Raw genomic sequence first — 26,798 nt, forward strand, 5'->3', positions numbered from 1 at the left:
CGAAAGATGCGGGGCATTTTTTATTGGGCTACAAAACTCAGCGGTTGCGGGTCAGCAACGCTGGCTTTTCACCACGAGGACGGCCTGGCAACTGATCCAACTGCTCGGGTGTCGGGAAGCGATCTGCTTTCGACTCCTTGTGGATGATCTTTGGTGCAGGGCCACCGCGTGGGTTCTGCACGGCCGGCTCGGACGAGCGAGGCTGGTCGTCACGGGCTGGGCGACGGTTGTTGCTGCGCGAGTCTTCGCGGCGAGCCTGGCCGTCACGGGGGGCACCGTTGCGCGGGCCGTTGCGCTTGGCAGGTGGCGTACCCGTGGTGCCACCGCTGCTGTTGCGGGGGCCATTCTGACGGCCGCCTTGTGGCTGGCCGCCACGTGGAGCGCCTGCGCCTGCACCCTGTGCCGGGGCACCTGGACGACGGCCACGGCCTTGGGCCGGTTTGGCCTGTGGCACGTAGTCGACGCGGTTACCGAAGTTATCCACGTCGTCGTCGAGGAATTCGTCCGGCGCACGGTCGGCAGCGGCGCGTGGCGGTTGGCTCGGCTGGCGCTGTTCGCGGGCCGGGGTACCTTCACGGGGTTTCTGCTCACGGGCTGGGCGTTCGCCACGGCCGCTGGTCGCAGATTTTTCCTTGCCTTTATCTTTGCCCTTGTCGCGACGACCACCGCCACCACCGCCGCCGTTCGGGCCATCACCCTTCGGACCGCGTGGGTTGCGCGGATTACGCACGTCTGGACGCTCGCGCGCTTCAGGCTTCTCGGCCTCCACGGTGCTGGCATCGAAGCCCATCAGGTCGCCGTCGGCGATTTTCTGCTTGGTCATGCGTTCGATGCTTTTCAGCAGTTTTTCTTCGTCCGGCGCCACCAGGGAGATGGCTTCACCCGAGCGACCGGCACGGCCAGTACGGCCGATACGGTGCACGTAGTCTTCATCGACGTTCGGCAGCTCGAAGTTGACCACGTGTGGCAACTGGTCGATATCCAGGCCGCGGGCGGCGATATCGGTGGCGACCAGGATGCGTACGGTGCCGGCCTTGAAGTCAGCCAGGGCCTTGGTGCGCGCGTTCTGGCTCTTGTTGCCATGAATGGCGACGGCGGTGAGGCCGTGCTTGTCCAGGTACTCGGCCAGGCGGTTGGCGCCATGCTTAGTGCGGGTGAAGACCAGCACCTGTTCCCACGCGCCGGCGGTGATCAGGTGGGCCAGCAGCGCACGCTTGTGGCTGGCAGGCAGGCGGAACACACGTTGCTCGATACGCTCGACCGTGGTGTTCGGCGGCGTGACTTCGATGCGCTCCGGGTTGTGCAGCAGCTTGCCAGCCAGGGCCGTGATGTCCTGGGAGAACGTGGCCGAGAACAGCAGGTTCTGGCGTTTGGCCGGCAGGCGCGCGAGGACCTTTTTCACGTCATGGACAAAGCCCATGTCGAGCATGCGGTCGGCTTCGTCCAGCACGAGGATTTCCACGTGGGACAAATCGACGCTGCCTTGGCCGCACAGGTCGAGCAAGCGACCCGGGCAGGCGACCAGTACGTCCACACCACGGGACATGGCCTGAACCTGTGGGTTCATGCCGACGCCGCCGAAGATGCAGGCGCTGACGAACTTCAAGTCGCGGGCATACAGCTTGAAGCTGTCGTGCACTTGGGCGGCGAGTTCGCGGGTGGGGGTCAGGACCAGTACGCGCGGTTGGCGCGGGCCGTGACGCTGGGATTTGTCCGGGTGACCATTGGGAAACAACCGCTCCAGAATCGGGAGGGCGAAGCCGCCGGTTTTACCAGTACCTGTCTGAGCCGCGACCATCAGGTCGCGACCTTGCAACACGGCGGGAATGGCCCGCTGTTGCACCGGAGTAGGCTCGGTATAGCCCGCTGCCTCGATGGCGCGGACTAAAGCCTCGGAGAGACCGAGGGAAGCAAAGGACATGAGTAATCCTGTTTTAGTTAGGGCTTGGCCCAAAGGGATAATCTTGCCGGGCGTGAATGACGCTTAGGGGAGCGTTATCCCGTCCGGTCCTGCTGCGTCTGGCGGGCACTCCACCGGCTCGCGCGGGCTGGAAGCTGCGCTGTAGCGGGGTTGGGTGCCTTTTTCAAGACCTCAGCGGCCGGGCGTGAGCCTGGCGGAAAGGCCGGAGTATAACAGAGCAATCACGGCGCGCCGCTTTCCTGCTGCTCAACGGTGCGTCCAGGGCCCGTAATCGCTTGGATTCCACCATATTTAGCGCTCAAGGCGCTATAGGCCGGCTCTTGTTTGAAGCGTTTGAGCTCGGCGGCAAAGCGTTGCACCAACAGGTCCATGCCCGCGCCACGGCGTACCGCGAGGAACTGTTGCTGGCGGCTGACCACCACCGGCGCCTGGCTGACCTTGCCTTCCAGGCCCAGCGTATTGATCACATGCTGGCCTACGCGGCGGTCGGTGATCACCAGGTCGATACGCCCGAGCATCAACTTGCCGAAGTTGGCTTCATGGCTGGGGGCGGGCTCACGGTTGAACAGGGGGGAATCGCTGAATGCCGCGCCGTACAGATATCCCGGCGACGTACCGACAGTCAGGCCGCGCACCTCTTCGAGGCTTTGAACGGGATGGGGGCGCTCATTGGCGTAGAACAGCACGAATTCCACCTCCGACAGCGGTTCGCTGGGGTACAGCAGCAAGGCATCGCGCTCATGGCTGTGGAAAATATCCAGCGCCCCGTCGGCATGGCCCTGGTCGAGCATGGCCAGGCAGCGCTTCCAGGGCAGGAACTGCCATTGCACATCCACGCCCAGGCGTTGGAACACGATCACCGTGGTTTCGTAGTCCAGCCCCTGCATGGTGCCCTGTTCTTCATACACATAGGGCGCCCAGGGCTCGGTGACAATGCGCAGTTTCTCGCCGTAAGCGGCCAGGCTCAGGCAAGTCAAAAGGGCAGCGGTCACAAGCTTCAAAATGATGGGCATGCCCTGAGGTTACGACGCTCCTGCCTTAAAGAGAAGCTCTGGCACACGCATCTGCGGGCGATGCTATTTTGCCTCTGAGCTCATCAGGTGGTCATGGATGGCTGCGCGCCGCTCGCCGAGAATCAGGCGTACCAAGGGGTTGGCGAACCAGTGTTCCAATTGGTGCGCATCCACCGGGCATTTCTGGCGTTCTTCCTGGTTCTGCCGGGCTTTGTCCCACCAAACCGGGCCACAGGCCTGGTCGAATTCGTTTTCGTGTTCGTAGCAGCCGTAGAGAATCTCGCGGATGAACTGCTGCTTGCGCTTGGGCAATGCCAGGGTGATCAGCTTGTACATCTGGCGCTGCAGGCGCGGTGGGCGCGGCAGGTGGGCGGAGACTTTGCGTGTGTCGGCCAACGCCTCGGCGTTGATGGGGGCGGCGGCGTGCTTGGTGATCCACGCCTTGACCTTGGCGCGGAACAGCTGCTTGCGGCTCCAATAGTGGTGGATCAGGTCCGGGCACTGGCGCACGTTGACCGTGCGGTAGGCAACTACCGACAGGCAGAACTCCTCAAGGGTATAGGCACCGCCCGCCAGTAAAAACAGCTCGTCCATCAGTTTGATGGAGTGATCCAGCAGGTGCGCGTCCTCTCGGGCCAGGCCCATGACGCCGGAATTGAGCAGAGGCATGTCGTCATCGGCCAAGCCTTTTTCTGCCAATACCTTCGCCAGGGAACCGTACAGCGGGCTTTCGCGGTTATCGCCGTACTTGGCGTGGAACGCATTGCACAGCAAGGTGCCGGGGGCGACGCGTTCGAACAGTGCCATGGGCGAGTCGTGGAAAAACGTGTCCGTGTCGATCAGCAGCGCGCGTTCCGAGGTTTCGAGGACTTGGCGCAACAGCACATGTTTGGTGCGGAAATGGTAGCCGTGGGGCTCGCTCCAGCGTTGGCGCGTGGCGTCGTCCAGTGTGTGGACCTGCACCGGCAGTCCCGCGTAGGGCGTTGGGTTATCGCTGAACACCTGGATGTCCAACGGCATGTTCTGCGTACCGCCCAGATGCGCGAGTGCGCTGGCGATGCTGAATACCGCTTCCTGATGGTAGGTCTCGGCGCCAAATACCAGGTAAACCAGCTGTGGGCGAGGGGTCGGGGACGCTGTATTCATTTACTGCTGGCTTCCATTCCGGGAGTGTGTGAACAAAAAAGCCCCCGTATAAACGAGGGCCTGGGTACTGCTTGAACAACCTCAGCGCGGCAGCTTGAGGTTGTTCCAGATCGCAAGGCTCGGTTCGGCCTGGTTAAGGGTATAGAAATGTAGCCCCGGTGCACCACCGTTCAACAAATCTTCACACATATTTGTGATGACCTGTTCGCCAAACGCTTGGATGCTCTTGACGTCGTCGCCATAGGCTTCCAATTGCTTGCGCACCCAGCGTGGGATCTCGGCACCGCAGGCGTCGGAGAAGCGCGCCAGCTTGCTGTAGTTGGTGATCGGCATGATGCCCGGTACGATGGGGATGTTCACACCCATGGCCCGTACACGCTCGACGAAGTAGAAGTAGCTGTCGGCGTTGAAGAAGTACTGGGTGATCGCGCTGTCGGCGCCGGCGTTGGCCTTGCGCACGAAGTTCTGCAGATCGTCTTCGAAACTGTGTGCCTGGGGGTGCATCTCCGGGTAAGCCGCCACTTCGATGTGGAAGTGATCGCCGGTCTCTTCACGGATAAAGCTCACCAAGTCATTGGCGTGGCGCAGCTCACCGCTGGCCATGCCCATGCCGGACGGAAGGTCGCCGCGCAGGGCGACGATGCGCTTGATGCCAGCGCTCTTGTATTGGGTCAGCAGGCCGCGCAAGTCGGCCTTGCTGTCGCCCACGCACGACAAGTGCGGAGCGGCGGGAACTTTGACTTGGCTTTCCAGCTGTAACACGGTGTTGATCGTGCGGTCACGGGTCGAGCCGCCGGCGCCGTAAGTGCAGGAAAAGAAGTCGGGGTTGTAGCTGGCCAACTGCGTAGCAGTCGCCATCAGTTTTTCATGCCCAGCATCGGTCTTGGTCGGGAAGAACTCGAAGCTGTAGCGACGGTCTTGGGACATGGGGGAGGTCTCCAGCTGCAAGTTGCAAGCTTCAAGCGGCAAGAGCGGCGGTGCGCCTGATCTTGTCGCTTGAAGCTCACATCTCTCAGCTGCTCAAAGAGCAATGAGGTAGCAAGCCCTGTACCACAAGCGCTTTTACTTGCCGCTTGTAGCTGAAAGCTTGCAGCTGCTTAGTACCGATAAGCGTGCGGCTTGAACGGACCTTCGACGGTCACGCCGATGTAGTCGGCCTGGGTCTTGGTCAGTTGAGTCACTACGCCGCCAAAGCCGCGGACCATTTCCAGGGCCACTTCTTCGTCGAGTTTCTTCGGCAATACTTCCACGGTCAGGCGCTCGGCTTTCTGGGCAGGCGACAGGTCGGCGTACTTCTGGCCGAACAGGAAGATCTGCGCCAGTACCTGGTTGGCGAACGAGCCGTCCATGATGCGGCTTGGGTGGCCAGTGGCGTTGCCGAGGTTAACCAGGCGGCCTTCAGCCAGCAGGATCAGGTAGTCGTCGTTCTGCGGGTCGAAATCGCCTGCACCGGTACGGTGAACCTTGTGTACCTGTGGCTTCACTTCTTCCCATGCCCAGTTTTTACGCATGAAAGCCGTGTCGATTTCGTTGTCGAAGTGGCCGATGTTGCAGACAACAGCGCGCTTCTTCAGGGCCTTGAGCATGTTCGCGTCGCAGACATTCACGTTACCGGTGGTGGTCACGATCAGGTCGATCTTGCCCAGCAGGGCCTTGTCGATGCTGGCTTCAGTGCCGTCGTTCTGGCCGTTGATGAACGGCGAAACCACTTCGAAACCGTCCATGCAGGCTTGCATGGCGCAGATCGGGTCAACTTCGGAGACTTTTACGATCATGCCTTCCTGACGCAGGGACTGGGACGAACCCTTGCCCACGTCACCGTAGCCGATCACCAGGGCTTGCTTGCCCGACAGCAGGTGGTCGGTACCGCGCTTGATGGCATCGTTCAGGCTGTGACGGCAGCCGTACTTGTTGTCGTTCTTGCTCTTGGTCACCGAGTCGTTGACGTTGATGGCCGGGATTTTCAGCTCGCCCTTGGCCAGCATGTCCAACAGGCGGTGCACGCCGGTGGTGGTTTCTTCGGTCACACCGTGGACGCGGTCCAGGATCTGCGGGTACTTCTTGTGCAGCAGCTCGGTCAGGTCGCCGCCGTCGTCGAGGATCATGTTGGCATCCCATGGCGCGCCATCCTTGAGGATGGTTTGCTCCAGGCACCACTCGTACTCTTCTTCGGTCTCGCCTTTCCAGGCGAATACAGCGATACCGGCAGCGGCGATAGCGGCAGCGGCCTGGTCTTGAGTCGAGAAGATGTTGCAAGAGGACCAACGCACTTCGGCACCCAGGGCAACCAGGGTTTCGATCAGCACGGCAGTCTGGATGGTCATGTGGATGCAGCCGAGGATCTTCGCGCCTTTGAGCGGCTGCTCAGCGGCGTACTTGCGGCGCAGACCCATCAGGGCAGGCATTTCGGATTCGGCGATAAAGGTTTCGCGACGGCCCCAGGCGGCGAGGGACATGTCGGCGACTTTGTAGTCGTTGAAATCTGCAGGCGTGTTTACTGCGCTCATGAAGAGCCTCCATTCGTAGTGTGCGAATGGGCGCCGTTGTGCGTTTAGTATCCAGCTGGCTAACCAGGCCGGACAACGCCCCATCCGAGCCTGACAGGTTGAACCTGCTGCAGCGCCCCTCGGACAGGTGGCGGGAGAACGGTATCAACTAGAGATGACCGTTTTGAAACGGCGCCGATTATAGCCGTGTGCGCCAGACTTCCCAAGCCTTTCCGTCGGCCATATGAAGATCGCTGATGGGGTTGATAGGCAATGGTGCGTAGAGCTTGGGCCCAGGCTCTGCCATGATGTTGCCCATCATTCGGCAAGACGCTTTGGAGTGACCATGAACTTCCACACCCGCAAATGGGTAAAACCCGAAGACCTCAACCCCAACGGCACCCTGTTCGGCGGCAGCCTGCTGCGCTGGATCGACGAAGAGGCGGCGATCTACGCCATCGTCCAACTGGGCAACCAGCGCGTGGTAACCAAGTACATCTCCGAAATCAACTTCGTCAGCGCTTCGCGCCAGGGCGACATCATCGAACTGGGCATTACCGCTACCGAATTTGGTCGCACCTCCATCACCTTGACCTGTGAAGTGCGCAACAAGATCACCCGAAAAAGTATCCTCACGGTAGAGAAAATGGTCTTCGTCAACCTCGGCGAAGATGGTCTGCCCGCGCCCCACGGCCGCACCGAGATCCGGTACGTGAAGGACCAGTTCAAGGACGATAGCCTTCCCGAGTAACCCTGCTGCGCTGTGATTTGCTTTACCAAATCATTCCGCACGGATCTTTCCCAGGCGCTCTCATCACTCAGGACCACACCCTGTAGAGAGAGCCCATGGATGAAAGTGTTTAACTCGATCACCAAGATTCAACCCTCAGTGACTGAAGAGGCGTATGCCCCGACCCAGCAAGCGGTGGAGACGCCGCTGGTGGAGGGGGTGGGCACGCGCAATGTGACACTCATGCGTGATCAGCAGGGACGGGTGGACGTGTTTTTATCGGCCCCCCCTGTTACCAGCCTGGTACTCAGTGGCGGTGGCGCCAAGGGCATTGCTTTCTCGGGGGTGGTGCGGGCACTTGAGGACGCCCAGAAGCTGCAAGGTATCCAATCGATTTCCGGCTCATCTGCCGGTGCTATTTCAGCAGCACTGATTGCCAGTGGCATGGGGGCTGAAGCGTTCGACAAGTTGTCGGATGGTATCGATTTGCCAAGCCTGCTCAATAGCCAAGACGCCGTGACGGCCTGGATGCAGGATGCCAGTACGACACTGGGCAAGCTGGTCGGGCGCTTGCCCGGCGCCGTCGGCAGTACCTCGCAATTGTTGATGACCTTGCTGCCGCGCCTGCAGACCGAGGCACTTCCCCTTGAAGAACTGATTCGCAATGAGTCGCGCCAGTCGATTCTGGGTCATATCGCGCAAACCCCTCGGGAAACCCGCTCGGCGCAAATCATGCGCATTGCTGACAGGTTGAGTGCCGGAGGCGCTCCTACGTTTGGTGATCTTGAGGTGCTGAGTCGGGATGTACCTGCGATCAAGCAACTCAACATCACCGGCACCGGCATGTTTGCCGACCGTCCACAGCTGGTGGTGTTCAATGCGAGCCTGACGCCGCAGATGGACATCGCCAGGGCGGCGCATATTTCCGGCGCGTTGCCGCTGGTGTTCAAGAGCCCCGTGGAACAAGGTCATGGCTTTCAGGCGTCAGCTGAAAGCACCGCATTCAAGGATGGTGGCCTGCTGCTCAATACCCCGGCGCCAGGTGTGGTGGATCGGGCGTTTCCCGAGAGCCCCCTGGCCAAGTCCGAGGCGTTGATCGTCAAGTTCGAGTCAGATGCCTCTGGTGAGCGAGCGCGCAGTGGCAGTTTTTTGAGCCACTTGGCAGATCGCATCACGGGCGTTGCGCATTCGGCTGCTGGTGCCTTCCAGGACAAAAAGCTCGAAGCGTTCGCCGAGCAGATCGTGACATTGCCCCTCAAGACTGAAAAAGGCGATTTTCGAGGCCTGCTCACGGGCACGGTCAACTTCACGATGCAGGATGAGCAGAAGCAACACCTGCAAGCGAAGGCGCGCCAGGCGGTAGACGCGCATTTGGAGCGTCGCACCACCGCACTTGAGCACCACGCTTTCCAATCGCTGGATGACGCCGTGTTGGCCATGGATGATTCAATGCTCGCCAGCGTGCAACCGACGCTGCAAAAAGACCCCGCCGCCTCGGATGTGCTGATGTTTCGGGATAGCGCAAAACAGGCGTTGCAAGTCCTGGATTCTGCGATTACCGAGGCGAACCAGGCGCAAGGCGCGTTGGTGTTCACGCCGAAAATCTTATCGGCTCTGCGCAATCTCGATGTCCTTGCCCAGCGTCCGGAGCACATCGATTGGTTGGGGCGGCGCCTCAATGTCGCCCGTCAGCCCAATTTTCAGCAGTTGTTGCAAGCGGCGGCCAAGCAGATCGCAGGCGGTGCATTGCCGATGTCCAAGGTCATTGGCCGTGCTGTCGCTGAGATGAGCGTGCGTGATATTGCGACGAAAGCTGAAAACTTCACGCGTGAGGTGATCTACCCGTCGCTGTTCCGACCCGGCCAGCCCGAGTCTAACGTTGAACTGTTGCACCGTGCGGCCCAAGACTTGGCATGGTCCACCACGGCCACCGAATTCAACCGGGTACTCGACACCCTCGTGGACAGTTACAAGGCGCGCAACAAGCCCTGGGACAAGGCCTCCAGTTCTACCACCGTGGAGATGGCCAAGGCCTGGAAGCTAAAGGTTTAGTTGCCTGGCCACTGAACAGCCATCGCGGCGGCGTGTCGTAGCTACAGGCACCCCTTGGACTCCGGATGATCATGGCCACCGACGAATCAGGCAAAACCCCCAACCTGTCGCAGGAAGAGCAGCAGGACGTCGACAAAAACCAGCCACCCCGCGCGGCGGTATTGCATGAAATCATCCGTACCCAGGGCGACCAGGAGTTGGAGCGCAGCGTCGCCGCCTTGTGGTGGTCGGCGTTGGCCGCCGGGTTGACCATGGGACTGTCGCTGATGGCGATGGGGTTGCTCAACTCGCGCCTGCCGGATGGCGAAGCCTTCAAGGTGATCGCCAGCTTCGGTTACTGCGCAGGCTTCCTGGCGGTGATCCTCGCGCGTCAGCAGTTGTTCACCGAAAACACCCTGACGGCGGTGCTGCCGGTGATGAGCAAGCCCACCCTGGGCAACGCCGGGCGACTGTTGCGATTATGGACGGTGGTACTGGTCGGCAACCTGTGCGGCACCCTGCTGGTGGCTTATGTGATGTTGCACTTGCCGATCTTCGATACCCGGACTGACCAGGCCTTCCTCGAAATCGGGCGCAAGATCATGGAAAACGACGCCAGCCAGATGTTCGCCAAAGGCATCATCTCCGGCTGGATGATCGCGACCATGGTGTGGATGATCCCGTCGATGGAAAGCGCCAAGATGTTCATCATCATCCTGATCACTTACCTGATGGCGCTGGGGGACTTTACCCATATCGTGGTGGGTTCGGCGGAGGTGTCATACCTGGTGTTTGCCGGCGAACTGGCGTGGAAGGACTTCTGGCTGGTGTTCGCCGGGCCGACGCTGGCGGGCAATATCATTGGCGGCAGCTTTATCTTTGCGCTGATCAGCCACGCGCAGATTCGCAGCGAAAGCAGCCTGCCAGGCAAGAAGGCTGCGGACCCCAGGCATCCGCAGCGGATCGACAAGGATCAGTGAGTGTCAGGTGCGGCCTGGGGCTCATCCCGGGTCACGCGCTTGACCAGCTTGCCGATGCTCAAGCCCTGCAACAGGATCGACGACAGCACCACGATGTACGTGATGCTCAGCAGCAGGTCACGCTCCGGGCCCAGCGGCAGTGCCAGGGCCAACGCTACCGATACACCACCACGCAAACCGCCCCAAGTGAGGATGCGGATGGTGCCGCGTGGCACCGTGCGCCAGCGCCGTAGCAGCAGGATCGCCGGGGCCACCGTCAACAGGCGCGACAGCAGGATTGCCACGGCCAGCAGGCTGGCGGCGAATACGTGCAACCAGTTGAACGGCAAGAGCAGCAGTTCCATGCCGATCAGGGCGAACAGCAGCGCATTGAGCATGTCGTCGAGCAGCTCCCAGAAGCCATCGAGGTAGCGACGGGTCATGTCATTCATCGCCAGCTTGCGGCCCAGGTTGCCGATGATCAGACCGGCTACCACCATCGCAATCGGTGCCGAGACGTGCAGCTCGGTGGCCATCGCCGAGCCGCCGATCACCAGGGCGAGGGTCAGCATCACTTCGATCTGGTGCTGCTCGATGCTCTTGATCATCAGGTAGACCAAGTAGCCGATCAGACCGCCGAATACCACGCCGCCGATGGCTTCATGGGCGAACAGCAGGGCGGTGGCGCCGACGGTCGGGGTTTCGCCCAGCTGTGCGATGCCCAGCAGCACGGTGAAGACCACGACAGCGGTACCGTCGTTGAACAGTGACTCGCCCACGATGGTGGTTTTCAGCGGTTTCGAGGCATTGGCGGTACGCAGCACGCCCAGTACCGCAATCGGGTCGGTGGGTGAAATCAGCGCACCAAATAGCAGGCAGTAAAGGAAGCTCACGTGCCAGCCAAACAGGGCGAAGATGTAATACGCCAAGCTGCCGATCACCACGGTCGCGATCAATACGCCGAAGGTCGCCAGCAGGCCGATGGGCCAGCGGTAGCTGCGCAGGTCGTTCAGGTTCACGTGCAGGGCGCCGGCGAACAGCAGGAACGACAGCATCCAGTTCATCAGCAAATCGCCGAAGTCGATCTGGCCGATCAATTGCTGGATACGCTCTTCCAGGCCTGGGTAGCCGAGCACGCTCAAGCCTTGCAGGATCAGCGAAAACACCAGGGCCGTGACCATCACACCGATGGTGGGCGGCAGGCCGATAAAACGGAAATTCACATAGGTGAGCAGGGTGGTGAGGCAAATAAAGGCGGCGACAAGTTCAAGCATCCGGGGTCCTTGGAGGTTGGGTGGCAGTGCAGGGTTGGGTGGATGGACCGCGCCAGTGGCACGATGTTGCAAGGCATTGGATAAAACGCCATAGAACCTTTGGGCCAGCCAGGGCTCATAGCGGGTGAGTGCGGTTTGGTATTTTTAGTGCTAAAACTCTAATCGCTGTTTAAAACTACAAAAGGAATGTGTGATGACGGTCGCTTTCTGGTGTGTGTTGATCGCAATTTTTCTACCTTACCTGTGCACAGGAGTGGCCAAGTTCAGCGGCGGCAAGTTCGGCCCACGGCAGAACCACGACCCTCGCGCTTTCCTGGACACCCTTGAAGGGTTTGCCAAGCGTGCCCACAGTGCCCAGCTCAACAGTTTTGAAGTCACCCCGGCCTTCGCGGCGGCAGTGATCATCGCGCACCTGGCGGGTACGGCCGAATTGGTGACCATCAATGTGCTGGCTGTGCTGTTTATCACCAGCCGCCTGCTGTACATCATCTGCTACCTGGCGGATTGGGCGATGCTGCGTTCGCTTGTGTGGTTCGTGGGGATGGCGTTGATTGCGAGCTTCTTCTTTGTCTCGATCTGACGGTTGATGCATAGCCATTGTGGGAGCTGGCTTGTGTGATGAGCGGGCTTGCTGTGGTGAGCGGGCTTGCCCCGCGCGGGGCTGCGCAGCAGCCTCTATCAGCCTCACCACATTGCTCCAGGCGCGCCGAGGCGTATGGTTTTGGGGCGGCTTCGCCACCCAGCGCGGGGCAAGCCCGCTCACTACAGTAAGCCCGCTCACCCCAATACATTGAGTTGGGCAGAGCGTCTTCAGCTCCCCGCAGGTGCATCCGGCACCTGTGGCAACGCCGCACCCTTTGGCCACAACATCCAGATCTGCCCCTGCTGCTTCATATTGCCCGCCAGTTCACCCGCCGCATCGCCGGTGCCCCAGAACAGATCCGCGCGCACTTCACCCGTGATTGCGCCGCCAGTGTCCTGTGCAGCGACGGGCCGTGCGATCGGCGAACCATCCGGCTTGGTGGTCGACAGCCATAACAAACTGCCCAACGGAATCACTTTGCGATCCACCGCCACGCTGTAGCCAGCGGTCAATGGCACATTCAAGGAGCCGCGCGGGCCTTCATTGCTGTCGGGGCGCGCGCTGAAGAACACATAGCTCGGGTTGCTCGCCAGCAGTTCCGGTATGCGCTGCGGGTGCGCCTTGGCCCAGGCGCTGATGGCGCCCATGGTCACGTCTTCTTTCTTCAACTCGCCTTGTTCAACCAGCCAGCGGCCGATCGGGCGGTAGGGATAGCCGTTCTGGTCGCCATAACCGACGCGCAGTTGGCGCCCGCCAGCCAGTTGGATGCGGCCCGAGCCCTGGATTTGCAGGAACTGCAGGTCCATCGGGTCCGTCAGCCAGGCAATCGGTTTGGCCGTGGAGCCCTGGCCGTTGATGGCGCTGGCATCGTCGTAAGGCTTGAGCACGCGACCTTCCAGGCGACCGCGCAGGCGCTTGCCCTTGAGTTCGGGGTAGATGCTTTCCAGGTTGACGATGATCAGGTCGTCCGGCACGCCGTATACCGGCACGTTGGCTTTGGCGGTTTTGGTCAGGCTGCCGGGGTAGACCGGCTCGTAATAGCCGGTGATCAAGCCGTTGGGCGTGTTGTCGGCAGAGCGCAGGCCGAATACATCCAGGCGCTCCTTGAGGAAGCCACGCACCGCCGTAGCATTCGTGGGCACGGTCGCGGCGGCTGCACAAGTAGCTCCCCAGATCGGGTCGGCCTTGAGGCGCTGGCAAGCACTGCGCCAGGATTCAAAGCCGGCCAGCAGGTCGCTGTCGGACACCACCGGCAGGGCTTCCCACGGTGCGCTGACATAGGTGGCCACAGCATGGGGCTTCGAAGTTTCATCTTTGGCTGTTTCTTTGCCCGCGTCGCAGCCGGCCAGCAGCGCGATCATCGGTAGAGCCCATGCCAGGCGGCGGCTCCAGGGTTTAAACGTGATATGCATACAAACAATTCCTGAAGCGATTACCCACGCCACAGCGCTATTGGGCAACCCTTATTATTAATAGGGCTATTGGTCTTTACGGGCGGGGCGAGGATACTGGCCGCCGTTTCCCGTGACCTCGAAGCCACCATGACTTTTAAAAGACTGACCGTTGTATTGCTGGCCTGCCTGACGCTGTCCGCCTGTGGCGGCGTAGATCCCAATTCTCCGCTGGGCCAGCGCAAGGCGATCTTCAAACAGATGCTCAAGACCGGCGAAGACCTGGGCGGCATGCTGCGTGGGCGCATCCCCTTCGACGGCGCTAAATTTGCCGAAGACGCGGTCAAGCTGGATGCGTTGTCCCATGAGCCGTGGAAGCATTTCCCGAGCGTGCGCGAGGAAGATCACACCAGCGCCAAGGACGATGTCTGGCAGAAACAGGCGCAATTCCAGCAACTGGCCCGCAACCTTGAAGCGGCCACCGGTGAATTGGTGACTATCAGCCAGGTCCAGCCTAACAAGGCCAGCAACCTGGGGCCGGCGGTGCAGAAAGTCGAAGATGCCTGCAGCGCCTGCCATAAACAGTTCCGGGACCACTGACCGGTTTTACTGGTCGAGTTCTTCCACCGCGTCCTGCAGTTCTTTGCGGGACTCGGCGAGTTTGTCTTTGCGTTTGTTGATCTTGTCCGCATCGCCTTTTTTCATGGCCTTGTCGAGGTCGGCCTGACGGCGGCTGACTTCATGCTTGGCATCGAGCACCTTGTTTTCCCGCTCCTTCTTCAAGGACGCGTCGGTGCAGTTGGCGGTGACTTCGCTCAGGGCTTTTTCCAGGCCGGCTTGTTGCGCACTGTTGCCGGCGGCCTTGGCCTGTTCGATTTGGGTGCTGATGGCTTGGCGCTTGGCGGCGCAGCCGGTGAGCTGTGGTGCTTGCTCGGCGGCCAGCAACGGTGTGGCCATGAAGCTTGCAACGGTCAGGGCAACGGGGGCTAGAAATTTCATGTGGGGCTCCAAGGTCGCAATCTGGTGGTCGGCTTGGGTTTAGAACCCGTCGATGCCGGCCACGCGTAATGTGTCTGCCAAGGCCTGTACTTGCGGGTCGCGGAAAAAAGCGCTCAGTTGCGCCGCGCGACCCGGGCCGATGCCATCGATGGCCAGCCAGGCCTGGGTGTCTCTCGCGACCAGCGTCTGCCAGTCGCCTTCCAGGTTGTTGCGTGCCGCGGGCGGTACGCCCAAGGCTTTGAGCCATTGAGCAAAGGGCCGTTGCCGCGCGCTGTGGAGACTTTCGACCACGCGTGCGCGGCTGCGATCACCGAAGCCCTCAATGTTAGCAAGCTCTGCCGCATCCAGGGTTAACCAATCGAGAAAGCCTGCGATTAGACCGGCCTGGATCAATACGTTCCAGGTTTCGCGACCTATATGGGGTAGCGCAAGGCCTTGATTGCTGCTCAGCCAGGTGAGGCGCGCGAGTAACTGCTCTTCGCAGCCGGGGTCCATTTGCCAGCAGCTCAAGGCATGGAAGTCCTGTGGGTCAGGCACTTTCAGGTCTGCCCTGTGGGTGTTTCGCAGGATGACTTCGTCCAGCCGCGGGATCACCTGGCCCGCCAGGCTGATGGATATTTGGTCGCCAGGGCGGATATCCAGCGCTTGCCAACGTTTCAATGAGCCGGCGCTCACCCGGCTGATCTGTCTGTCATCCAGTCGCACCGGTTCCAGCTCCAGCATGGGGGTTATGCGTCCGGTGCGGCCGATCTTGAATTGCACGTTGCGCACCAGTGCCAGGGCCTTGCCTGCCGGGTACTTCCAGGCGGCCGCCCAATAGGGCTCGCTGGCTTGCCAGCGTTCGGCGGGCGCGCGCTGAGCCTGGTGCACCACCACCCCATCGCTGGCGAATGGCAGTGGGTGGTTGTACCAATAGGCGCGCCAGTGCGTGGCTTCGGCGATGTCGCGGATGGGTTGGCTGAAGCGACGACTGTCGGTGAAACCCCAGCGTGCCAGTGTGGCCAGGCGCTCGGTAAAGGAAGCTGGCCCCTTGGGCCACGCCCAGACGAACAGGCCAATGCCGCTGGCATCGGTGTCGCTCAGTTGCAGGCGGTTCATTAGGCCGGCCACTTTGCTGCGGGCATTAAGCCCGCCGTTTGCCGATTGCACATGGTCGTCGAGCCGCCAATAGAGTTCACCTTGCAGCACCAGGTCGATGGGTTCCGGCAACTGTTGGACGATGCCAGGGATCTTGCGTGCGGAGGCGGACCAGTCGTGGCCCATGAGGCCATCGCCCCGGCTGATGACTTGTCGCAGGCGACCTTGTTGATAGATCAGGGTCACCGCCACGCCATCCACTTTGGGCTGAATCCAGACATCTTCGCGTGTTCGCAGCCAGGCGCCGACGGCCTGTTCATCCTGCAGTTTCTCAAGGCCCGTATGGGCAATGGGATGAGGCAGGGTGCCGCGTGAACTCGCCAGTGGCTTGTCGGGTTTCGTGGTGGATTCGGGGAAGCATTGGCGCCAGTGGGCCAGGCGCTGGCGTGCCTGGTCATAGAGTTCATCGCTCACGGGGGATTGGTTGAGGCGATGGTAGCTGTCGTCCCAGAGGCGTATCTGTTCGGCCAGGGTGTTGACCTGTGCCCGGGCGGCGTCTGGGCACTCTTCGGCCCACCCGCTGAGAGGTAAAAGGCTGAGTACAAACGCTATCAGTAAAGGCATCGTGAGCATCCTTGCCCGGAAAGGGTGCCCAGCCTAAATGATCCTCTCGGCCACAAAAAAGCCCCGACGCTGCGGGGCTTTTTACGGGGTGTTTCTATTTACTTGAACAGGCCGCCCAGCGCTTTCACGGCGTCGGGCTTATCGGCCTTGGCCTCCTGTGTTTGCTGCTTGGCGTCGGCTTTGGCCTGGGCTTCAGAAAGTTTGTCACAACCTTTGTTGATCTGGTCCTGGGCGGCTTTGAAGGCCTTTACTTTCAAGGTGTCCTTCTGGGCTTCGGCAGCATCGATCTTGGTTTGCAGATCTGCGGCTTGTTTCTGGCAGTCGCCGGAGTTGCCGCCACCCAGTTGGGCGCTCAGGGCGCCGCTCAGTGCGCTCAGGTCGGCGGCGTTAACCGGCAGGGCGAACAGGCTGAGCAGCAGGGCGGCGGGGGCGAGCGTGGAAATGCGCATGAAAAACCTCAATGTTCGATTGCCTGCGCGCTGATGAATCCCGGGCTGGCGCAGGGCAATATCCAAATAAGGTGAAGGGCCCGAGAGGGCGCGGATTCTAAGGGGCCATCATTGGGCCTGCAAGCTTTGGATCCAAAAACTGTGAAGGTCGTCGCGCCATTCGGGCGGCAATAAAAAGCCCCGCCGGATGAACCCGGCAGGGCTTTTGTGTACCGAGAGCGATTACAGGCCGGCGGCGGTCCGCAGGTCGTTGGCGCGGTCGGTTTTTTCCCAGGTGAAGGTGGTGAAGGTGTCGTTGCCGACAGTCTTCTGCGCAGGGGTACGCCCGAAGTGGCCGTAGGCTGCGGTTTCCTGGTACATCGGGTGCAGCAGGTCGAGCATGGTGGTGATCGCGTAAGGGCGCAGGTCGAAGATCTCGCGCACCAGTTTTACGATCTTGTCATCGCTGATCTTGCCGGTGCCGAAGGTATTCAGCGAGATCGATGTAGGCTGGGCCACGCCAATCGCGTAGGAAACCTGGATCTCGCAACGCTCGGCCAGGCCGGCCGCGACGATGTTCTTGGCCACGTAACGACCGGCGTAGGCCGCCGAACGGTCAACCTTGGATGGATCTTTACCGGAGAACGCGCCACCGCCGTGACGGGCCATGCCGCCGTAGCTGTCGACGATGATCTTGCGACCGGTCAGGCCACAGTCGCCTACCGGGCCGCCGATGATGAACTGGCCAGTCGGGTTGATGTGGAACTGAGTGTCTTTGCTCAGCAGCTCGGCTGGCAGCACGTGTTTGACGATCAGCTCCATCACGCCTTCGCGCAGGTCGGCGTAGGACACGTCCGGGTTGTGCTGGGTCGACAGCACGACAGCGTCGATGCCCACAACCTTGCCGCCTTCATAACGGCAGGTCACCTGGGACTTGGCGTCCGGGCGCAGCCACGGCAGCAAGCCGGATTTACGCGCTTCGGCCTGACGCTGCACCAGCTGGTGCGAGAAGGTGATCGGTGCCGGCATCAGCACGTCGGTTTCGTTGCTGGCATAGCCGAACATCAGGCCCTGGTCGCCGGCGCCCTGATCTTCAGGCTTGGCACGGTCGACACCCTGGTTGATGTCCGGGGATTGCTTGCCGATGATGTTCATCACGCCGCAGGTCGCGCCGTCGAAGCCGACGTCGGAGCTGGTGTAGCCGATGTCGGTGATCACGTCACGAACGATCTGCTCCAGGTCAACCCAGGCGGTGGTGGTCACTTCGCCGGCGATGATCGCTACACCGGTTTTCACCAGAGTCTCGCACGCCACACGGGCAAACTTGTCTTCAGCAATGATGGCGTCCAGCACCGCGTCAGAAATCTGGTCGGCGATTTTGTCCGGATGCCCTTCAGACACGGACTCGGAGGTGAAAAGGGAGTATTCGCTCATCTCGATGTTTTCCTGATATTTACCGATGGTGAGTGTCGCCAGCCGGCCGCTGAAAATGGCGGACCTGAATCTGGAAACCATTACGTAAACCTACATAGAGGCTTTCCCCGGGAACGAGTCCCGCAGCGGTGGCCCAACGGGCCAGATCGTCCTGTTCAAAACCCAACCAGAGATCACCGCAGGCCTCCCTGGCCCAATTCTGGTTGTGGCTGCATAAATCCGTAACCAATAGGCTACCGCCGGGTTGCAGCAGCCCGGCCATTTGCTTGAGCGCGTCGGCGGGGGCGGCGAAATGGTGCAAGACCATGTTCAGCACCACGCAGTCGGCCTTCAACGTTGTGTTGTTCAGCGCGTCCGCCAACTGCAGGCTGACATTGCCCAGCGACTCGCGTTCACACAGCTGGCGCGCCAGTTCGAGCATCGCCGGGCTGTTGTCCAGCGCGGTGACTTGCTGGAAGCGCCGCGCCAGTTCCGGCAGGAAACCGCCGTCGCCAGGGCCGACTTCCAGTGCTGTGGCCTCTTCACTGAAGCTCAGCTTGTCGAGCAGCGCCAATACACTGTCGCGGTATTGGGCAAGGCCGGCAATCAGGTCTTGCTGGGCGCGAAACTTCTCGGCAACCCGTGCGAAAAAGTCCTGGCTGGCGGCAGCGCGTTGCCCATGGACCTGGCTGATGCGCGACTGTACGTCGCCGGGCAGGCTCAGGTTATCCACTTCCTCAAGCAGCGCTGCGTGCAGCTTGCCGCCCAACAACTCGTTATGAGGCAGGGCGCGGCGGTAGAAAATCGCATTGCCTTCACGGCGGGTCGCCACCAGGTCGGCCTGGGCCAGCACCTTTAAGTGGTGGCTCATGCCGGATTGGCCGATGGCGAAGATCTGCGCCAGTTCCAGTACGCCGAAGGAATCGTTGGCCAGCGCGCGCAACACGTTCAAACGCAACGGATCGCCAGCGGCCTTGCACAAGGCTGCCAGTTCATCGCCGTCGTCGGGGCGCAGTGAGGGCATGGGTAGATTCATAAGGCCAGCAGTCTAGTGACGGGTGGAATGCATCGCAAGGGCAATATCAAAAAGTTTTGATATTGATCGATAAGTGGCGGTTATAAGCACTTGCTATAACCTTTAGACGAACTGGTTAAAGGTTTCTGCAAGGGATTGACGCCCAAAGCACAGGAAAAACGTCCTCAAGTGACTATCTGTCATTGCCCGCAGGCGGTGGCTGAGGGAAAATGCCGGTCCTTTTTTCCGTTTCTTTTCAGCAAACCCCAGGAGATCAGCGATGCCCAGCCGTCGTGAGCGTGCCAACGCCATTCGTGCCCTCAGCATGGATGCCGTGCAAAAAGCCAACAGCGGCCATCCCGGTGCCCCGATGGGCATGGCGGATATCGCCGAGGTGCTTTGGCGTGACTACCTGAAACACAACCCGAGCAACCCGTCGTTTGCCGACCGTGACCGCTTCGTCCTGTCCAACGGCCACGGCTCGATGCTGATCTACTCGCTGCTGCACCTGACCGGCTACGACGTCACCATCGACGATCTGAAAAGCTTCCGCCAGTTGCACAGCCGCACCCCGGGTCACCCGGAATTCGGCTACACCCCTGGCGTCGAGACCACCACCGGTCCCCTGGGCCAAGGCCTGGCCAACGCCGTTGGTTTCGCGCTGGCGGAAAAAGTCCTGGGCGCGCAGTTCAACCGCCCTGGCCACGACATCGTCGATCACCACACCTATGTGTTCCTGGGTGATGGCTGCATGATGGAAGGCATTTCCCACGAAGTCGCTTCCCTGGCCGGTACCCTGGGCCTGGGCAAGCTGATTGCCTTCTACGATGACAACGGCATCTCCATCGACGGCGAAGTCGAAGGCTGGTTCACCGATGACACCCCGAAGCGTTTCGAAGCCTACAACTGGCAAGTGATCCGCAACGTCGACGGCCACGATCCGGAAGAGATCAAGACCGCCATCGACACCGCCCGCAAGAGCGCGCAGCCGACCCTGATCTGCTGCAAGACCACCATCGGTTTCGGTTCGCCGAACAAGCAGGGCAAAGAAGACTGCCACGGCGCCCCACTGGGTGACGCGGAAATCGCCTTGACCCGTGAAGCCCTGAAGTGGAACCACGGCCCGTTCGAAATCCCGGCCGACATCTACGCCGAATGGGATGCCAAGGAAAAAGGCCTGGCGGCCGAAGCCGAGTGGGACCAGCGTTTCGCCGCCTACTCCGCCGAGTTCCCTGAGTTGGCCAACGAGTTGGTCCGTCGCCTCGCTGGTGACCTGCCTGTCGACTTCTCGGAAAAAGCCTCGGCCTACATCGCCGAAGTCGCGGCCAAGGGCGAGACCATCGCCAGCCGTAAAGCCAGCCAGAACACCCTGAACGCCTTTGGCCCCCTGCTGCCTGAGATCCTCGGCGGTTCTGCCGACCTGGCCGGTTCCAACCTGACCCTGTGGAAAGGCTGCAAAGGTGTGTCGGCTGAAGACGCCAGCGGCAACTACATGTACTACGGCGTACGTGAGTTCGGCATGAGCGCCATCATGAACGGCGTGTCCCTGCACGGTGGCCTGGTGCCTTACGGCGCGACCTTCCTGATGTTCATGGAATACGCCCGCAACGCTGTACGCATGGCCGCGCTGATGAAGAAACGCGTGATCCATGTGTACACCCACGACTCCATCGGCCTCGGTGAAGACGGCCCGACGCACCAGCCTGTCGAGCAACTGACCAGCCTGCGTACCACGCCGAACCTGGATTGCTGGCGCCCTGCCGATGCGGTGGAATCCGCCGTGGCCTGGAAACACGCCATCGAGCGTAAGGACGGCCCTTCGGCGCTGATCTTCTCGCGTCAGAACCTGCAGCACCAAGTGCGTACCGACGCGCAGATCGCCGACATCAGCCGTGGCGGCTACGTGCTCAAGGACTGCATCGGCGAGCCGGAGCTGATCCTGATCTCCACCGGTTCCGAAGTGGGCCTGACCGTTCAGGCGTACGACAAGCTGACTGCCCAAGGCCGCAACGTACGTGTTGTGTCCATGCCGTGCACCAGCGTGTTCGAAGCCCAGGACGCCGGTTACAAGCAGTCGGTGCTGCCGTTGCAGGTCAGCGCGCGTATCGCCATCGAAGCGGCGCACGCCGACTACTGGTACAAGTACGTGGGCCTGGAAGGCCGCGTGATCGGCATGACCACCTACGGTGAGTCGGCGCCGGCGCCAGCGTTGTTCGAAGAGTTCGGTTTCACCCTGGAAAACATCCTGGGTCAGGCTGAAGAGCTGCTGGAAGACTAAGGCTGTAAATTGGGGTGGTTGTACTGACGCCTTCGCGAGCAAGCCCGCTCCCACATTAGATCGCGGTCTAAATGTGGGAGCGGGCTTGCTCGCGAAAGCGGTCTGACAGCCACCCCGTTACCCAAGGTAATCGAGAACCCCATGCCTCAACCGCGTCCCTACAAAGTTGCACTCAACGGCTACGGCCGCATTGGTCGTTGCGTCTTGCGTGCTCTGTTCGAGCGAGGGGCGGCGGCCGGGTTTGAAATTGTCGCGATCAATGATTTGGCCGACATGGCCAGCATCGAATACCTGACACGCTTTGACTCCACCCACGGCCGCTTCCCTGGCGAAGTGCGGGTCGAAGGCGATTGTCTGCACATTAATGGCAACTGCGTGCAGGTCTTGCGCAGTGCCACCCCCGAAGGCATCGACTGGAAAGCACTGGGCGTCGACCTGGTGCTGGAATGCTCCGGTGTCTACCACACCCGTGCCGATGGCCAGCGTTTCCTCGACGCCGGCGCGCCGCGTGTGCTGTTTTCCCAGCCGATGGCCAGCGAGGCGGATGTCGACGCCACCATCGTCTACGGCATCAATCAAGATTGCCTGACGGGCGATGAGCTGCTGGTGTCCAACGCTTCCTGCACCACCAACTGCAGCGTGCCGCTGTTGCGCTTGCTGGATCAGGCGATCGGCCTGGATTACGTGTCGATCACCACGATCCACTCGGCGATGAACGACCAGCCGGTGATCGACGCCTACCACCACGAAGACCTGCGCCGCACGCGCTCGGCGTTCCAGTCAGTGATTCCGGTGTCCACCGGCCTGGCCCGTGGCATCGAGCGACTGTTGCCGGAACTTGCCGGGCGAATCCAGGCCAAAGCCGTACGGGTGCCGACGGTGAACGTGTCCTGCTTGGACATCACCATGCAAACCGTCAGCGACACCGATGCGACGGAGGTCAACCGGATCCTGCGCGACGCCGCCACCAGCGGCCCGCTCAAGGGCCTTTTGGCCTACACCGAATTGCCCCACGCCAGTTGTGATTTCAACCACGACCCGCATTCGGCGATTGTCGATGCCAGCCAGACCCGCGTTTCCGGCCCAAGGCTGGTCAATATCCTGGCCTGGTTCGACAACGAGTGGGGTTTTGCCAACCGCATGCTGGATGTTGCGGAACATTATCTGCACATCGCCTCTAAACAACCTCAACAGTAATTCAGGAACTGCGACCCATGACCGTGTTGAAGATGACCGACCTCGATCTGCAAGGTAAGCGCGTACTGATCCGCGAAGACCTCAACGTCCCAGTCAAGGACGGTGTTGTCACCAGCGATGCGCGAATCCTGGCCTCGCTGCCGACCATCAAGCTGGCCCTGGAAAAAGGTGCGGCCGTGATGGTCTGCTCCCACCTGGGTCGCCCGACCGAAGGTGAGTTCTCCGCCGAAAACAGCCTCAAGCCTGTTGCCGATTACCTCAGCAAAGCCCTGGGCCGTGACGTGCCGCTGGTGGCTGACTACCTGGGTGGCGTTGACGTTAAAGCCGGCGACATCGTGCTGTTCGAAAACGTGCGCTTCAACAAGGGCGAGAAAAAGAACAGCGACGAACTGGCCCAGCAATATGCGGCGCTGTGTGACGTGTTCGTGATGGACGCGTTCGGCACCGCTCACCGCGCCGAAGGCTCGACCCACGGCGTGGCCAAGTTCGCCAAGGTCGCCGCCGCTGGCCCGCTGCTGGCTGCTGAACTGGACGCACTGGGCAAGGCGCTGGGCGCTCCGGCTCAGCCAATGGCTGCCATCGTGGCCGGCTCCAAGGTGTCGACCAAGCTGGACGTGCTCAACAGCCTGAGCCAGATCTGCAATCAACTGATCGTTGGCGGCGGCATCGCCAACACCTTCCTGGCCGCCGCCGGTCACCCGGTGGGCAAGTCCCTGTACGAACCGGACCTGCTGGACACCGCCCGCGCCATCGCCGCCAAAGTCAGCGTGCCATTGCCGGTCGACGTGGTGGTCGCCAAGGAATTTGCCGAAAGCGCCGAAGCTACCGTCAAGCTGATCGCTGATGTGGCCGCCGACGACATGATCCTGGATATCGGCCCGCAAACCGCGGCCAACTTCGCCGAACTGCTGAAAGCTTCGCAGACCATCCTGTGGAACGGTCCGGTCGGAGTGTTCGAATTCGACCAATTCGGCAACGGCACCAAAGTGCTGGCCAAGGCCATCGCTGAAAGCTCGGCGTTCTCCATCGCGGGCGGTGGCGACACCCTGGCGGCCATCGATAAATATGGCGTTGCTGACCAAATCTCCTACATTTCTACCGGTGGCGGCGCGTTCCTCGAATTCGTCGAAGGCAAAGTACTGCCCGCCGTTGAAGTGCTGGAAACCCGAGCCAAAGGCTGAGGCTCGTGATCCGGAAAAGGAGTGTTCCCATGATCAAGTCGTTGGCTATGGTGATCGCAGCGGGCCTGTTGGTCGGCTGCGGCAGCACGCCAAGCGCTGAGCCGGACGCTGGCAAGCCTGCAGCGCAGCAAAAAAAGAGCTGCTACCAGGCGGACTGGCAAGCCGAGACCATGCCGGTGATCAACAAGCGCATCGGCAACGAACGGCTGGAGAAATACGACGCCGCGCCCAACGGTCAGGAACAGGGTTGCCCTTGACGGGTCTGATCAACTGGCGGCCATCGGTCGCCTCACGAGGATTGGCAATGAAAGGCGTTTTCGCCCTGGCAGCCCTGGCCCTGTTGGCCGGCTGCAGCAGCATGAACATGTTCAGCAACAAGGCAGAAACTGCCGACAAGTGGACCACCTGGACCTGCGACAGCAAGGCTGAGGTCAACTGGCGCTTTGCCAATGCGGCTAAATCTGAGGTGGATTTGCGCCTCGGCGGTTCCGATCAGGTCTACCGCCTTAAACAGGACGTGGCCGCCTCGGGCGTGTTGTATGCCAACGACCAATTGGCGTTTCACACAAAAGGTGAGGAAGGCCTGGTTTACTGGGTCGCCACCGATGATTTGATCGGGCGCGGCTGCAAAGCGCAGTAAGCCTGACAGCAATAACGATTCAGCAGGCCAGGCCTACAAACCCTGACCTGCAATAACTTGAATAGCAGCCGCCGCTACGGCAGGCTTGCACGATTAACGACCCTCGACCGGGAGAGACAACACAATGGCACTTATCAGCATGCGTCAAATGCTGGACCACGCAGCCGAGTTCGGCTACGGCGTCCCAGCCTTTAACGTCAACAACCTTGAGCAGATGCGCGCCATCATGGAAGCCGCTGACAAGACCGACTCCCCTGTGATCGTCCAGGCTTCGGCCGGTGCGCGCAAATACGCCGGTGCCCCGTTCCTGCGTCACCTGATCCTCGCCGCAATCGAAGAATTCCCGCACATCCCGGTGTGCATGCACCAGGACCACGGCACCAGCCCTGACGTGTGCCAGCGCTCCATCCAGCTGGGCTTCAGCTCGGTGATGATGGACGGCTCCCTCGGCGAAGACGGCAAGACCCCGACCGACTACGAGTACAACGTACGCGTCACCCAACAAACCGTCGCCATGGCCCACGCCTGCGGCGTGTCGGTTGAAGGCGAGCTGGGCTGCCTGGGTTCCCTGGAAACCGGCATGGCCGGCGAAGAAGACGGCATCGGCGCTGAAGGCGTGCTGGATCACAGCCAGATGCTGACCGACCCGGAAGAAGCCGCTGACTTCGTGAAAAAGACCCAAGTCGACGCCCTGGCCATCGCCATCGGCACCAGCCACGGCGCCTACAAGTTCACCAAGCCGCCTACCGGTGACGTGTTGGCCATCGACCGCATCAAGGAAATCCACAAACGCATCCCCAACACCCACCTGGTGATGCACGGTTCTTCCTCGGTACCGCAGGAATGGCTGGCGATCATCAACCAGTACGGCGGCGACATCAAAGAAACCTACGGCGTACCGGTTGAAGAAATCGTCGAAGGCATCAAGCACGGCGTGCGCAAGGTCAACATCGACACCGACCTGCGTTTGGCGTCCACCGGTGCGATGCGTCGCCTGATGGCTACCAATCCGAGCGAGTTTGATCCGCGTAAGTTCTTTGGCGCCACTGTGACCGCCATGCGTGACGTATGTATTGCTCGCTACGAGGCCTTCGGCACCGCCGGCAACGCTTCGAAGATCAAGCCGGTTTCGTTGGAAGCGATGTATCAGCGGTATTTGAAAGGTGAGTTGAACGCGAAGGTCAACTGAGCCCCAGTCGCTTAAGAAAAAGCCCGCAGCGATGCGGGCTTTTTTGTAGTTGAAATTTGTAGGTTGCATCGATTGATATGGAATTTCCAATGCGTGATAGGCGGGCGCTCTTTGAAGCACCAAACAGCTTCGCGCGCCGTTCTAAATGAGTGTGTGGTTATATTTATATTTACTGCTCCGCGAATAGCCTTTCAGTTCGACACCTTTCAACAAGTTAGGAAAATCTGAACGTCGTGTTGATGGACAGTCCAATCACTGTGCCTGTAGCGTCAGTGACTTGTAACGCTATCGTATAGTTAGTGTTGGGCACGTAAGTCTGCGGGTTTGGCAGTTCTGCCGCTAGAACATCACCGGCTCGTCCATTTCTTTTGTAAACATAGGTATGGAACACTGCGGCTGGGTAAGGCGTATTAGTGGAGGGCTGATTACCGTTTCGTCGGATCGTAGCGGTTACCCTATGACCAGTCATCAAGGTGGCGGCATTCGCAGGAATAAGTGTGGACCATAACAAGGCATAACCGTAGTGTGCCGTTATTGGGTAGGGCGATGAGGTGCTAGTCGGCGGAGGGTGCCCTTGAGCAGTTAGTCTAGGAGAGGTAAAAGTCATAATAGCGCCTTCTTTTGTTGATAGAATGTCAGTGTTAGCGTGCTGATGGGGTGGGCGAGCCTGAAGATTTCATGGCGTAAACTCTGTGTCTAGCGCGTCGAATATGAAGGTCGTGTCGTCACCTACCGAATAAATATCCATAAGAATAAGTTGTTTGCCCGTACCAAGTTTTTTCATTTCACCGACCGTGATCTCCGCTGAGAACGCAGTGTCCCATTGCATGGGACTATTTAAAGTTGACCTGTATGACCCGGCACCCTGAGTGGTGTTAATGATCCTGAATCTCACCAGGTCATTTTTTTTGAAATAGGGTCCATAGACATCGGATACCAGGCTGAAGCCAGAAGTTTTAGAGTGGGTGGCTTGGTTGATGCCCGGATACGTGTAGTCGATGCAGTTCGGACTTGCCCTGTCAATACATATTTTGGGGTTGGCGCGGAGTTGCTTCGCATTGGTTGCGCCATAGGCTGTATAATAATATATTTGAGGTTTACTCATAAGGGTGTAAGAAGGCATGCTAGTTTCTCCTCGGCGGTAAAGTATTATGCCAATTAGGCGCAGGATCTTTGCCAATGTCATCAACTTTGGAAATTATCCATAAATATCATATAATTAG

At 60.4% G+C, this 26,798-nt stretch carries 24 protein-coding genes and 1 riboswitch; of the genes, 11 read left to right on the forward strand and 13 right to left on the reverse strand.

Annotation, left to right across the window (positions count from 1 at the left end; all coding sequences use genetic code 11):
* Window positions 1-37: 37 nt before the first annotated feature.
* The 5 genes from H096_RS04965 to ahcY form a co-directional block, all read right to left on the reverse strand.
* Window positions 38-1,921, reverse strand: coding sequence for a DEAD/DEAH box helicase (locus tag H096_RS04965; RefSeq protein WP_033897100.1), 1,884 nt, complete (start codon window positions 1,919-1,921; stop codon window positions 38-40).
* A 221-nt stretch (window positions 1,922-2,142) separates the two neighbouring features.
* Window positions 2,143-2,934, reverse strand: coding sequence for a transporter substrate-binding domain-containing protein (locus H096_RS04970; protein WP_033897101.1), 792 nt, complete (start codon window positions 2,932-2,934; stop codon window positions 2,143-2,145).
* A 63-nt stretch (window positions 2,935-2,997) separates the two neighbouring features.
* Window positions 2,998-4,080, reverse strand: a complete 1,083-nt coding sequence (locus H096_RS04975) for a hypothetical protein (protein ID WP_033897102.1) — start codon at window positions 4,078-4,080, stop codon at window positions 2,998-3,000.
* 81 nt (window positions 4,081-4,161) lie between these two features.
* On the reverse strand, window positions 4,162-5,007 hold the full coding sequence (gene metF, locus H096_RS04980; RefSeq protein ID WP_033897103.1) for a methylenetetrahydrofolate reductase [NAD(P)H]: 846 nt from the start codon (window positions 5,005-5,007) through the stop codon (window positions 4,162-4,164).
* A gap of 170 nt (window positions 5,008-5,177) precedes the next feature.
* Window positions 5,178-6,587, reverse strand: a complete 1,410-nt coding sequence (gene ahcY / locus H096_RS04985) for an adenosylhomocysteinase (RefSeq protein WP_016977735.1) — start codon at window positions 6,585-6,587, stop codon at window positions 5,178-5,180.
* A gap of 21 nt (window positions 6,588-6,608) precedes the next feature.
* Window positions 6,609-6,714, reverse strand: a riboswitch (S-adenosyl-L-homocysteine riboswitch).
* A 198-nt stretch (window positions 6,715-6,912) separates the two neighbouring features.
* Between ahcY and H096_RS04990 the strand changes: the two genes are divergently transcribed.
* From H096_RS04990 to H096_RS05000, 3 genes are all read left to right on the forward strand, one after another.
* A complete protein-coding gene (locus H096_RS04990; RefSeq protein WP_010207175.1) occupies window positions 6,913-7,317 on the forward strand; it encodes a hotdog domain-containing protein in 405 nt (134 codons plus the stop codon).
* 99 nt (window positions 7,318-7,416) lie between these two features.
* Window positions 7,417-9,348: a patatin-like phospholipase family protein gene (locus H096_RS04995; protein WP_033897104.1), complete on the forward strand. Its 1,932-nt coding sequence runs from the start codon at window positions 7,417-7,419 to the stop codon at window positions 9,346-9,348.
* A gap of 71 nt (window positions 9,349-9,419) precedes the next feature.
* Window positions 9,420-10,307: a formate/nitrite transporter family protein gene (locus H096_RS05000; protein WP_033897122.1), complete on the forward strand. Its 888-nt coding sequence runs from the start codon at window positions 9,420-9,422 to the stop codon at window positions 10,305-10,307.
* On the opposite strand, the gene H096_RS05005 is transcribed toward H096_RS05000, so the two are convergent.
* The gene (locus H096_RS05005) at window positions 10,301-11,560 is read right to left on the reverse strand and encodes a sodium:proton antiporter (protein ID WP_033897106.1); all 1,260 of its coding nucleotides are present in this window, start codon (window positions 11,558-11,560) and stop codon (window positions 10,301-10,303) included. The genes H096_RS05000 and H096_RS05005 overlap by 7 nt on opposite strands.
* 193 nt (window positions 11,561-11,753) lie before the next feature.
* Here H096_RS05005 and H096_RS05010 point away from each other — a divergent pair, with 193 nt between their 5' ends.
* Entirely contained in the window at window positions 11,754-12,140 is a 387-nt protein-coding gene (locus H096_RS05010; protein ID WP_010207167.1) for an MAPEG family protein, read from the forward strand.
* A gap of 230 nt (window positions 12,141-12,370) precedes the next feature.
* Here H096_RS05010 and H096_RS05015 read toward each other — a convergent pair whose 3' ends face one another.
* The gene (locus H096_RS05015; RefSeq protein ID WP_033897108.1) at window positions 12,371-13,555 is read right to left on the reverse strand and encodes a murein transglycosylase A; all 1,185 of its coding nucleotides are present in this window, start codon (window positions 13,553-13,555) and stop codon (window positions 12,371-12,373) included.
* A 129-nt stretch (window positions 13,556-13,684) separates the two neighbouring features.
* Between H096_RS05015 and H096_RS05020 the strand changes: the two genes are divergently transcribed.
* On the forward strand, window positions 13,685-14,134 hold the full coding sequence (locus H096_RS05020; RefSeq protein WP_033897110.1) for a cytochrome c: 450 nt from the start codon (window positions 13,685-13,687) through the stop codon (window positions 14,132-14,134).
* A 6-nt stretch (window positions 14,135-14,140) separates the two neighbouring features.
* On the opposite strand, the gene H096_RS05025 is transcribed toward H096_RS05020, so the two are convergent.
* The 5 genes from H096_RS05025 to H096_RS05045 form a co-directional block, all read right to left on the reverse strand.
* The gene (locus H096_RS05025; RefSeq protein ID WP_033897111.1) at window positions 14,141-14,533 is read right to left on the reverse strand and encodes a DUF1090 domain-containing protein; all 393 of its coding nucleotides are present in this window, start codon (window positions 14,531-14,533) and stop codon (window positions 14,141-14,143) included.
* A 39-nt stretch (window positions 14,534-14,572) separates the two neighbouring features.
* The gene (ligB, locus tag H096_RS05030; RefSeq protein WP_033897112.1) at window positions 14,573-16,234 is read right to left on the reverse strand and encodes an NAD-dependent DNA ligase LigB; all 1,662 of its coding nucleotides are present in this window, start codon (window positions 16,232-16,234) and stop codon (window positions 14,573-14,575) included.
* Between the two features lie 98 nt (window positions 16,235-16,332).
* On the reverse strand, window positions 16,333-16,683 hold the full coding sequence (locus H096_RS05035) for a DUF1090 family protein (protein WP_033897113.1): 351 nt from the start codon (window positions 16,681-16,683) through the stop codon (window positions 16,333-16,335).
* A gap of 222 nt (window positions 16,684-16,905) precedes the next feature.
* Window positions 16,906-18,096 carry a methionine adenosyltransferase gene (metK, locus tag H096_RS05040; protein WP_016977750.1) on the reverse strand — a complete coding sequence of 397 codons (1,191 nt, stop codon included), beginning with the start codon at window positions 18,094-18,096 and terminating at the stop codon, window positions 16,906-16,908.
* Between the two features lie 19 nt (window positions 18,097-18,115).
* A complete protein-coding gene (locus tag H096_RS05045) occupies window positions 18,116-19,111 on the reverse strand; it encodes a metalloregulator ArsR/SmtB family transcription factor (RefSeq protein WP_033897114.1) in 996 nt (331 codons plus the stop codon).
* Between the two features lie 259 nt (window positions 19,112-19,370).
* Here H096_RS05045 and tkt point away from each other — a divergent pair, with 259 nt between their 5' ends.
* From tkt to fba, 6 genes are all read left to right on the forward strand, one after another.
* Window positions 19,371-21,368 (forward strand): transketolase, encoded by a 1,998-nt coding sequence (gene tkt / locus H096_RS05050; protein WP_033897115.1) that lies wholly within the window; start codon window positions 19,371-19,373, stop codon window positions 21,366-21,368.
* Between the two features lie 141 nt (window positions 21,369-21,509).
* On the forward strand, window positions 21,510-22,565 hold the full coding sequence (gene epd, locus H096_RS05055) for an erythrose-4-phosphate dehydrogenase (RefSeq protein WP_016977753.1): 1,056 nt from the start codon (window positions 21,510-21,512) through the stop codon (window positions 22,563-22,565).
* A 17-nt stretch (window positions 22,566-22,582) separates the two neighbouring features.
* Window positions 22,583-23,746, forward strand: coding sequence for a phosphoglycerate kinase (locus H096_RS05060; protein ID WP_025857657.1), 1,164 nt, complete (start codon window positions 22,583-22,585; stop codon window positions 23,744-23,746).
* Between the two features lie 29 nt (window positions 23,747-23,775).
* Entirely contained in the window at window positions 23,776-24,003 is a 228-nt protein-coding gene (locus H096_RS05065) for a hypothetical protein (RefSeq protein ID WP_033897116.1), read from the forward strand.
* A gap of 47 nt (window positions 24,004-24,050) precedes the next feature.
* Window positions 24,051-24,386: an MliC family protein gene (locus tag H096_RS05070; RefSeq protein WP_033897117.1), complete on the forward strand. Its 336-nt coding sequence runs from the start codon at window positions 24,051-24,053 to the stop codon at window positions 24,384-24,386.
* Window positions 24,387-24,510: 124 nt separating this feature from the next.
* On the forward strand, window positions 24,511-25,575 hold the full coding sequence (gene fba / locus H096_RS05075) for a class II fructose-bisphosphate aldolase (protein ID WP_033897118.1): 1,065 nt from the start codon (window positions 24,511-24,513) through the stop codon (window positions 25,573-25,575).
* 676 nt (window positions 25,576-26,251) lie between these two features.
* On the opposite strand, the gene H096_RS05080 is transcribed toward fba, so the two are convergent.
* Window positions 26,252-26,698 (reverse strand): hypothetical protein, encoded by a 447-nt coding sequence (locus tag H096_RS05080; protein WP_033897119.1) that lies wholly within the window; start codon window positions 26,696-26,698, stop codon window positions 26,252-26,254.
* Between the last annotated feature and the right edge of the window lie 100 nt (window positions 26,699-26,798).

The sequence above is a fragment of the Pseudomonas sp. FH1 genome (assembly GCF_000510895.2).
Classification (GTDB): domain Bacteria; phylum Pseudomonadota; class Gammaproteobacteria; order Pseudomonadales; family Pseudomonadaceae; genus Aquipseudomonas; species Aquipseudomonas azotoformans_A.

Coding starts and splice junctions, on each gene's coding strand:
- H096_RS04965 (WP_033897100.1), bottom strand. CDS start 1,921: ATGTCCTTTGCTTCCCTCGGTCTCTCCGAGGCTTTAGTCCGCGCCATC.
- H096_RS04970 (WP_033897101.1), bottom strand. CDS start 2,934: ATGCCCATCATTTTGAAGCTTGTGACCGCTGCCCTTTTGACTTGCCTG.
- H096_RS04975 (WP_033897102.1), bottom strand. CDS start 4,080: ATGAATACAGCGTCCCCGACCCCTCGCCCACAGCTGGTTTACCTGGTA.
- metF (WP_033897103.1), bottom strand. CDS start 5,007: ATGTCCCAAGACCGTCGCTACAGCTTCGAGTTCTTCCCGACCAAGACC.
- ahcY (WP_016977735.1), bottom strand. CDS start 6,587: ATGAGCGCAGTAAACACGCCTGCAGATTTCAACGACTACAAAGTCGCC.
- H096_RS04990 (WP_010207175.1), top strand. CDS start 6,913: ATGAACTTCCACACCCGCAAATGGGTAAAACCCGAAGACCTCAACCCC.
- H096_RS04995 (WP_033897104.1), top strand. CDS start 7,417: ATGAAAGTGTTTAACTCGATCACCAAGATTCAACCCTCAGTGACTGAA.
- H096_RS05000 (WP_033897122.1), top strand. CDS start 9,420: ATGGCCACCGACGAATCAGGCAAAACCCCCAACCTGTCGCAGGAAGAG.
- H096_RS05005 (WP_033897106.1), bottom strand. CDS start 11,560: ATGCTTGAACTTGTCGCCGCCTTTATTTGCCTCACCACCCTGCTCACC.
- H096_RS05010 (WP_010207167.1), top strand. CDS start 11,754: ATGACGGTCGCTTTCTGGTGTGTGTTGATCGCAATTTTTCTACCTTAC.
- H096_RS05015 (WP_033897108.1), bottom strand. CDS start 13,555: ATGCATATCACGTTTAAACCCTGGAGCCGCCGCCTGGCATGGGCTCTA.
- H096_RS05020 (WP_033897110.1), top strand. CDS start 13,685: ATGACTTTTAAAAGACTGACCGTTGTATTGCTGGCCTGCCTGACGCTG.
- H096_RS05025 (WP_033897111.1), bottom strand. CDS start 14,533: ATGAAATTTCTAGCCCCCGTTGCCCTGACCGTTGCAAGCTTCATGGCC.
- ligB (WP_033897112.1), bottom strand. CDS start 16,234: ATGCCTTTACTGATAGCGTTTGTACTCAGCCTTTTACCTCTCAGCGGG.
- H096_RS05035 (WP_033897113.1), bottom strand. CDS start 16,683: ATGCGCATTTCCACGCTCGCCCCCGCCGCCCTGCTGCTCAGCCTGTTC.
- metK (WP_016977750.1), bottom strand. CDS start 18,096: ATGAGCGAATACTCCCTTTTCACCTCCGAGTCCGTGTCTGAAGGGCAT.
- H096_RS05045 (WP_033897114.1), bottom strand. CDS start 19,111: ATGAATCTACCCATGCCCTCACTGCGCCCCGACGACGGCGATGAACTG.
- tkt (WP_033897115.1), top strand. CDS start 19,371: ATGCCCAGCCGTCGTGAGCGTGCCAACGCCATTCGTGCCCTCAGCATG.
- epd (WP_016977753.1), top strand. CDS start 21,510: ATGCCTCAACCGCGTCCCTACAAAGTTGCACTCAACGGCTACGGCCGC.
- H096_RS05060 (WP_025857657.1), top strand. CDS start 22,583: ATGACCGTGTTGAAGATGACCGACCTCGATCTGCAAGGTAAGCGCGTA.
- H096_RS05065 (WP_033897116.1), top strand. CDS start 23,776: ATGATCAAGTCGTTGGCTATGGTGATCGCAGCGGGCCTGTTGGTCGGC.
- H096_RS05070 (WP_033897117.1), top strand. CDS start 24,051: ATGAAAGGCGTTTTCGCCCTGGCAGCCCTGGCCCTGTTGGCCGGCTGC.
- fba (WP_033897118.1), top strand. CDS start 24,511: ATGGCACTTATCAGCATGCGTCAAATGCTGGACCACGCAGCCGAGTTC.
- H096_RS05080 (WP_033897119.1), bottom strand. CDS start 26,698: ATGCCTTCTTACACCCTTATGAGTAAACCTCAAATATATTATTATACA.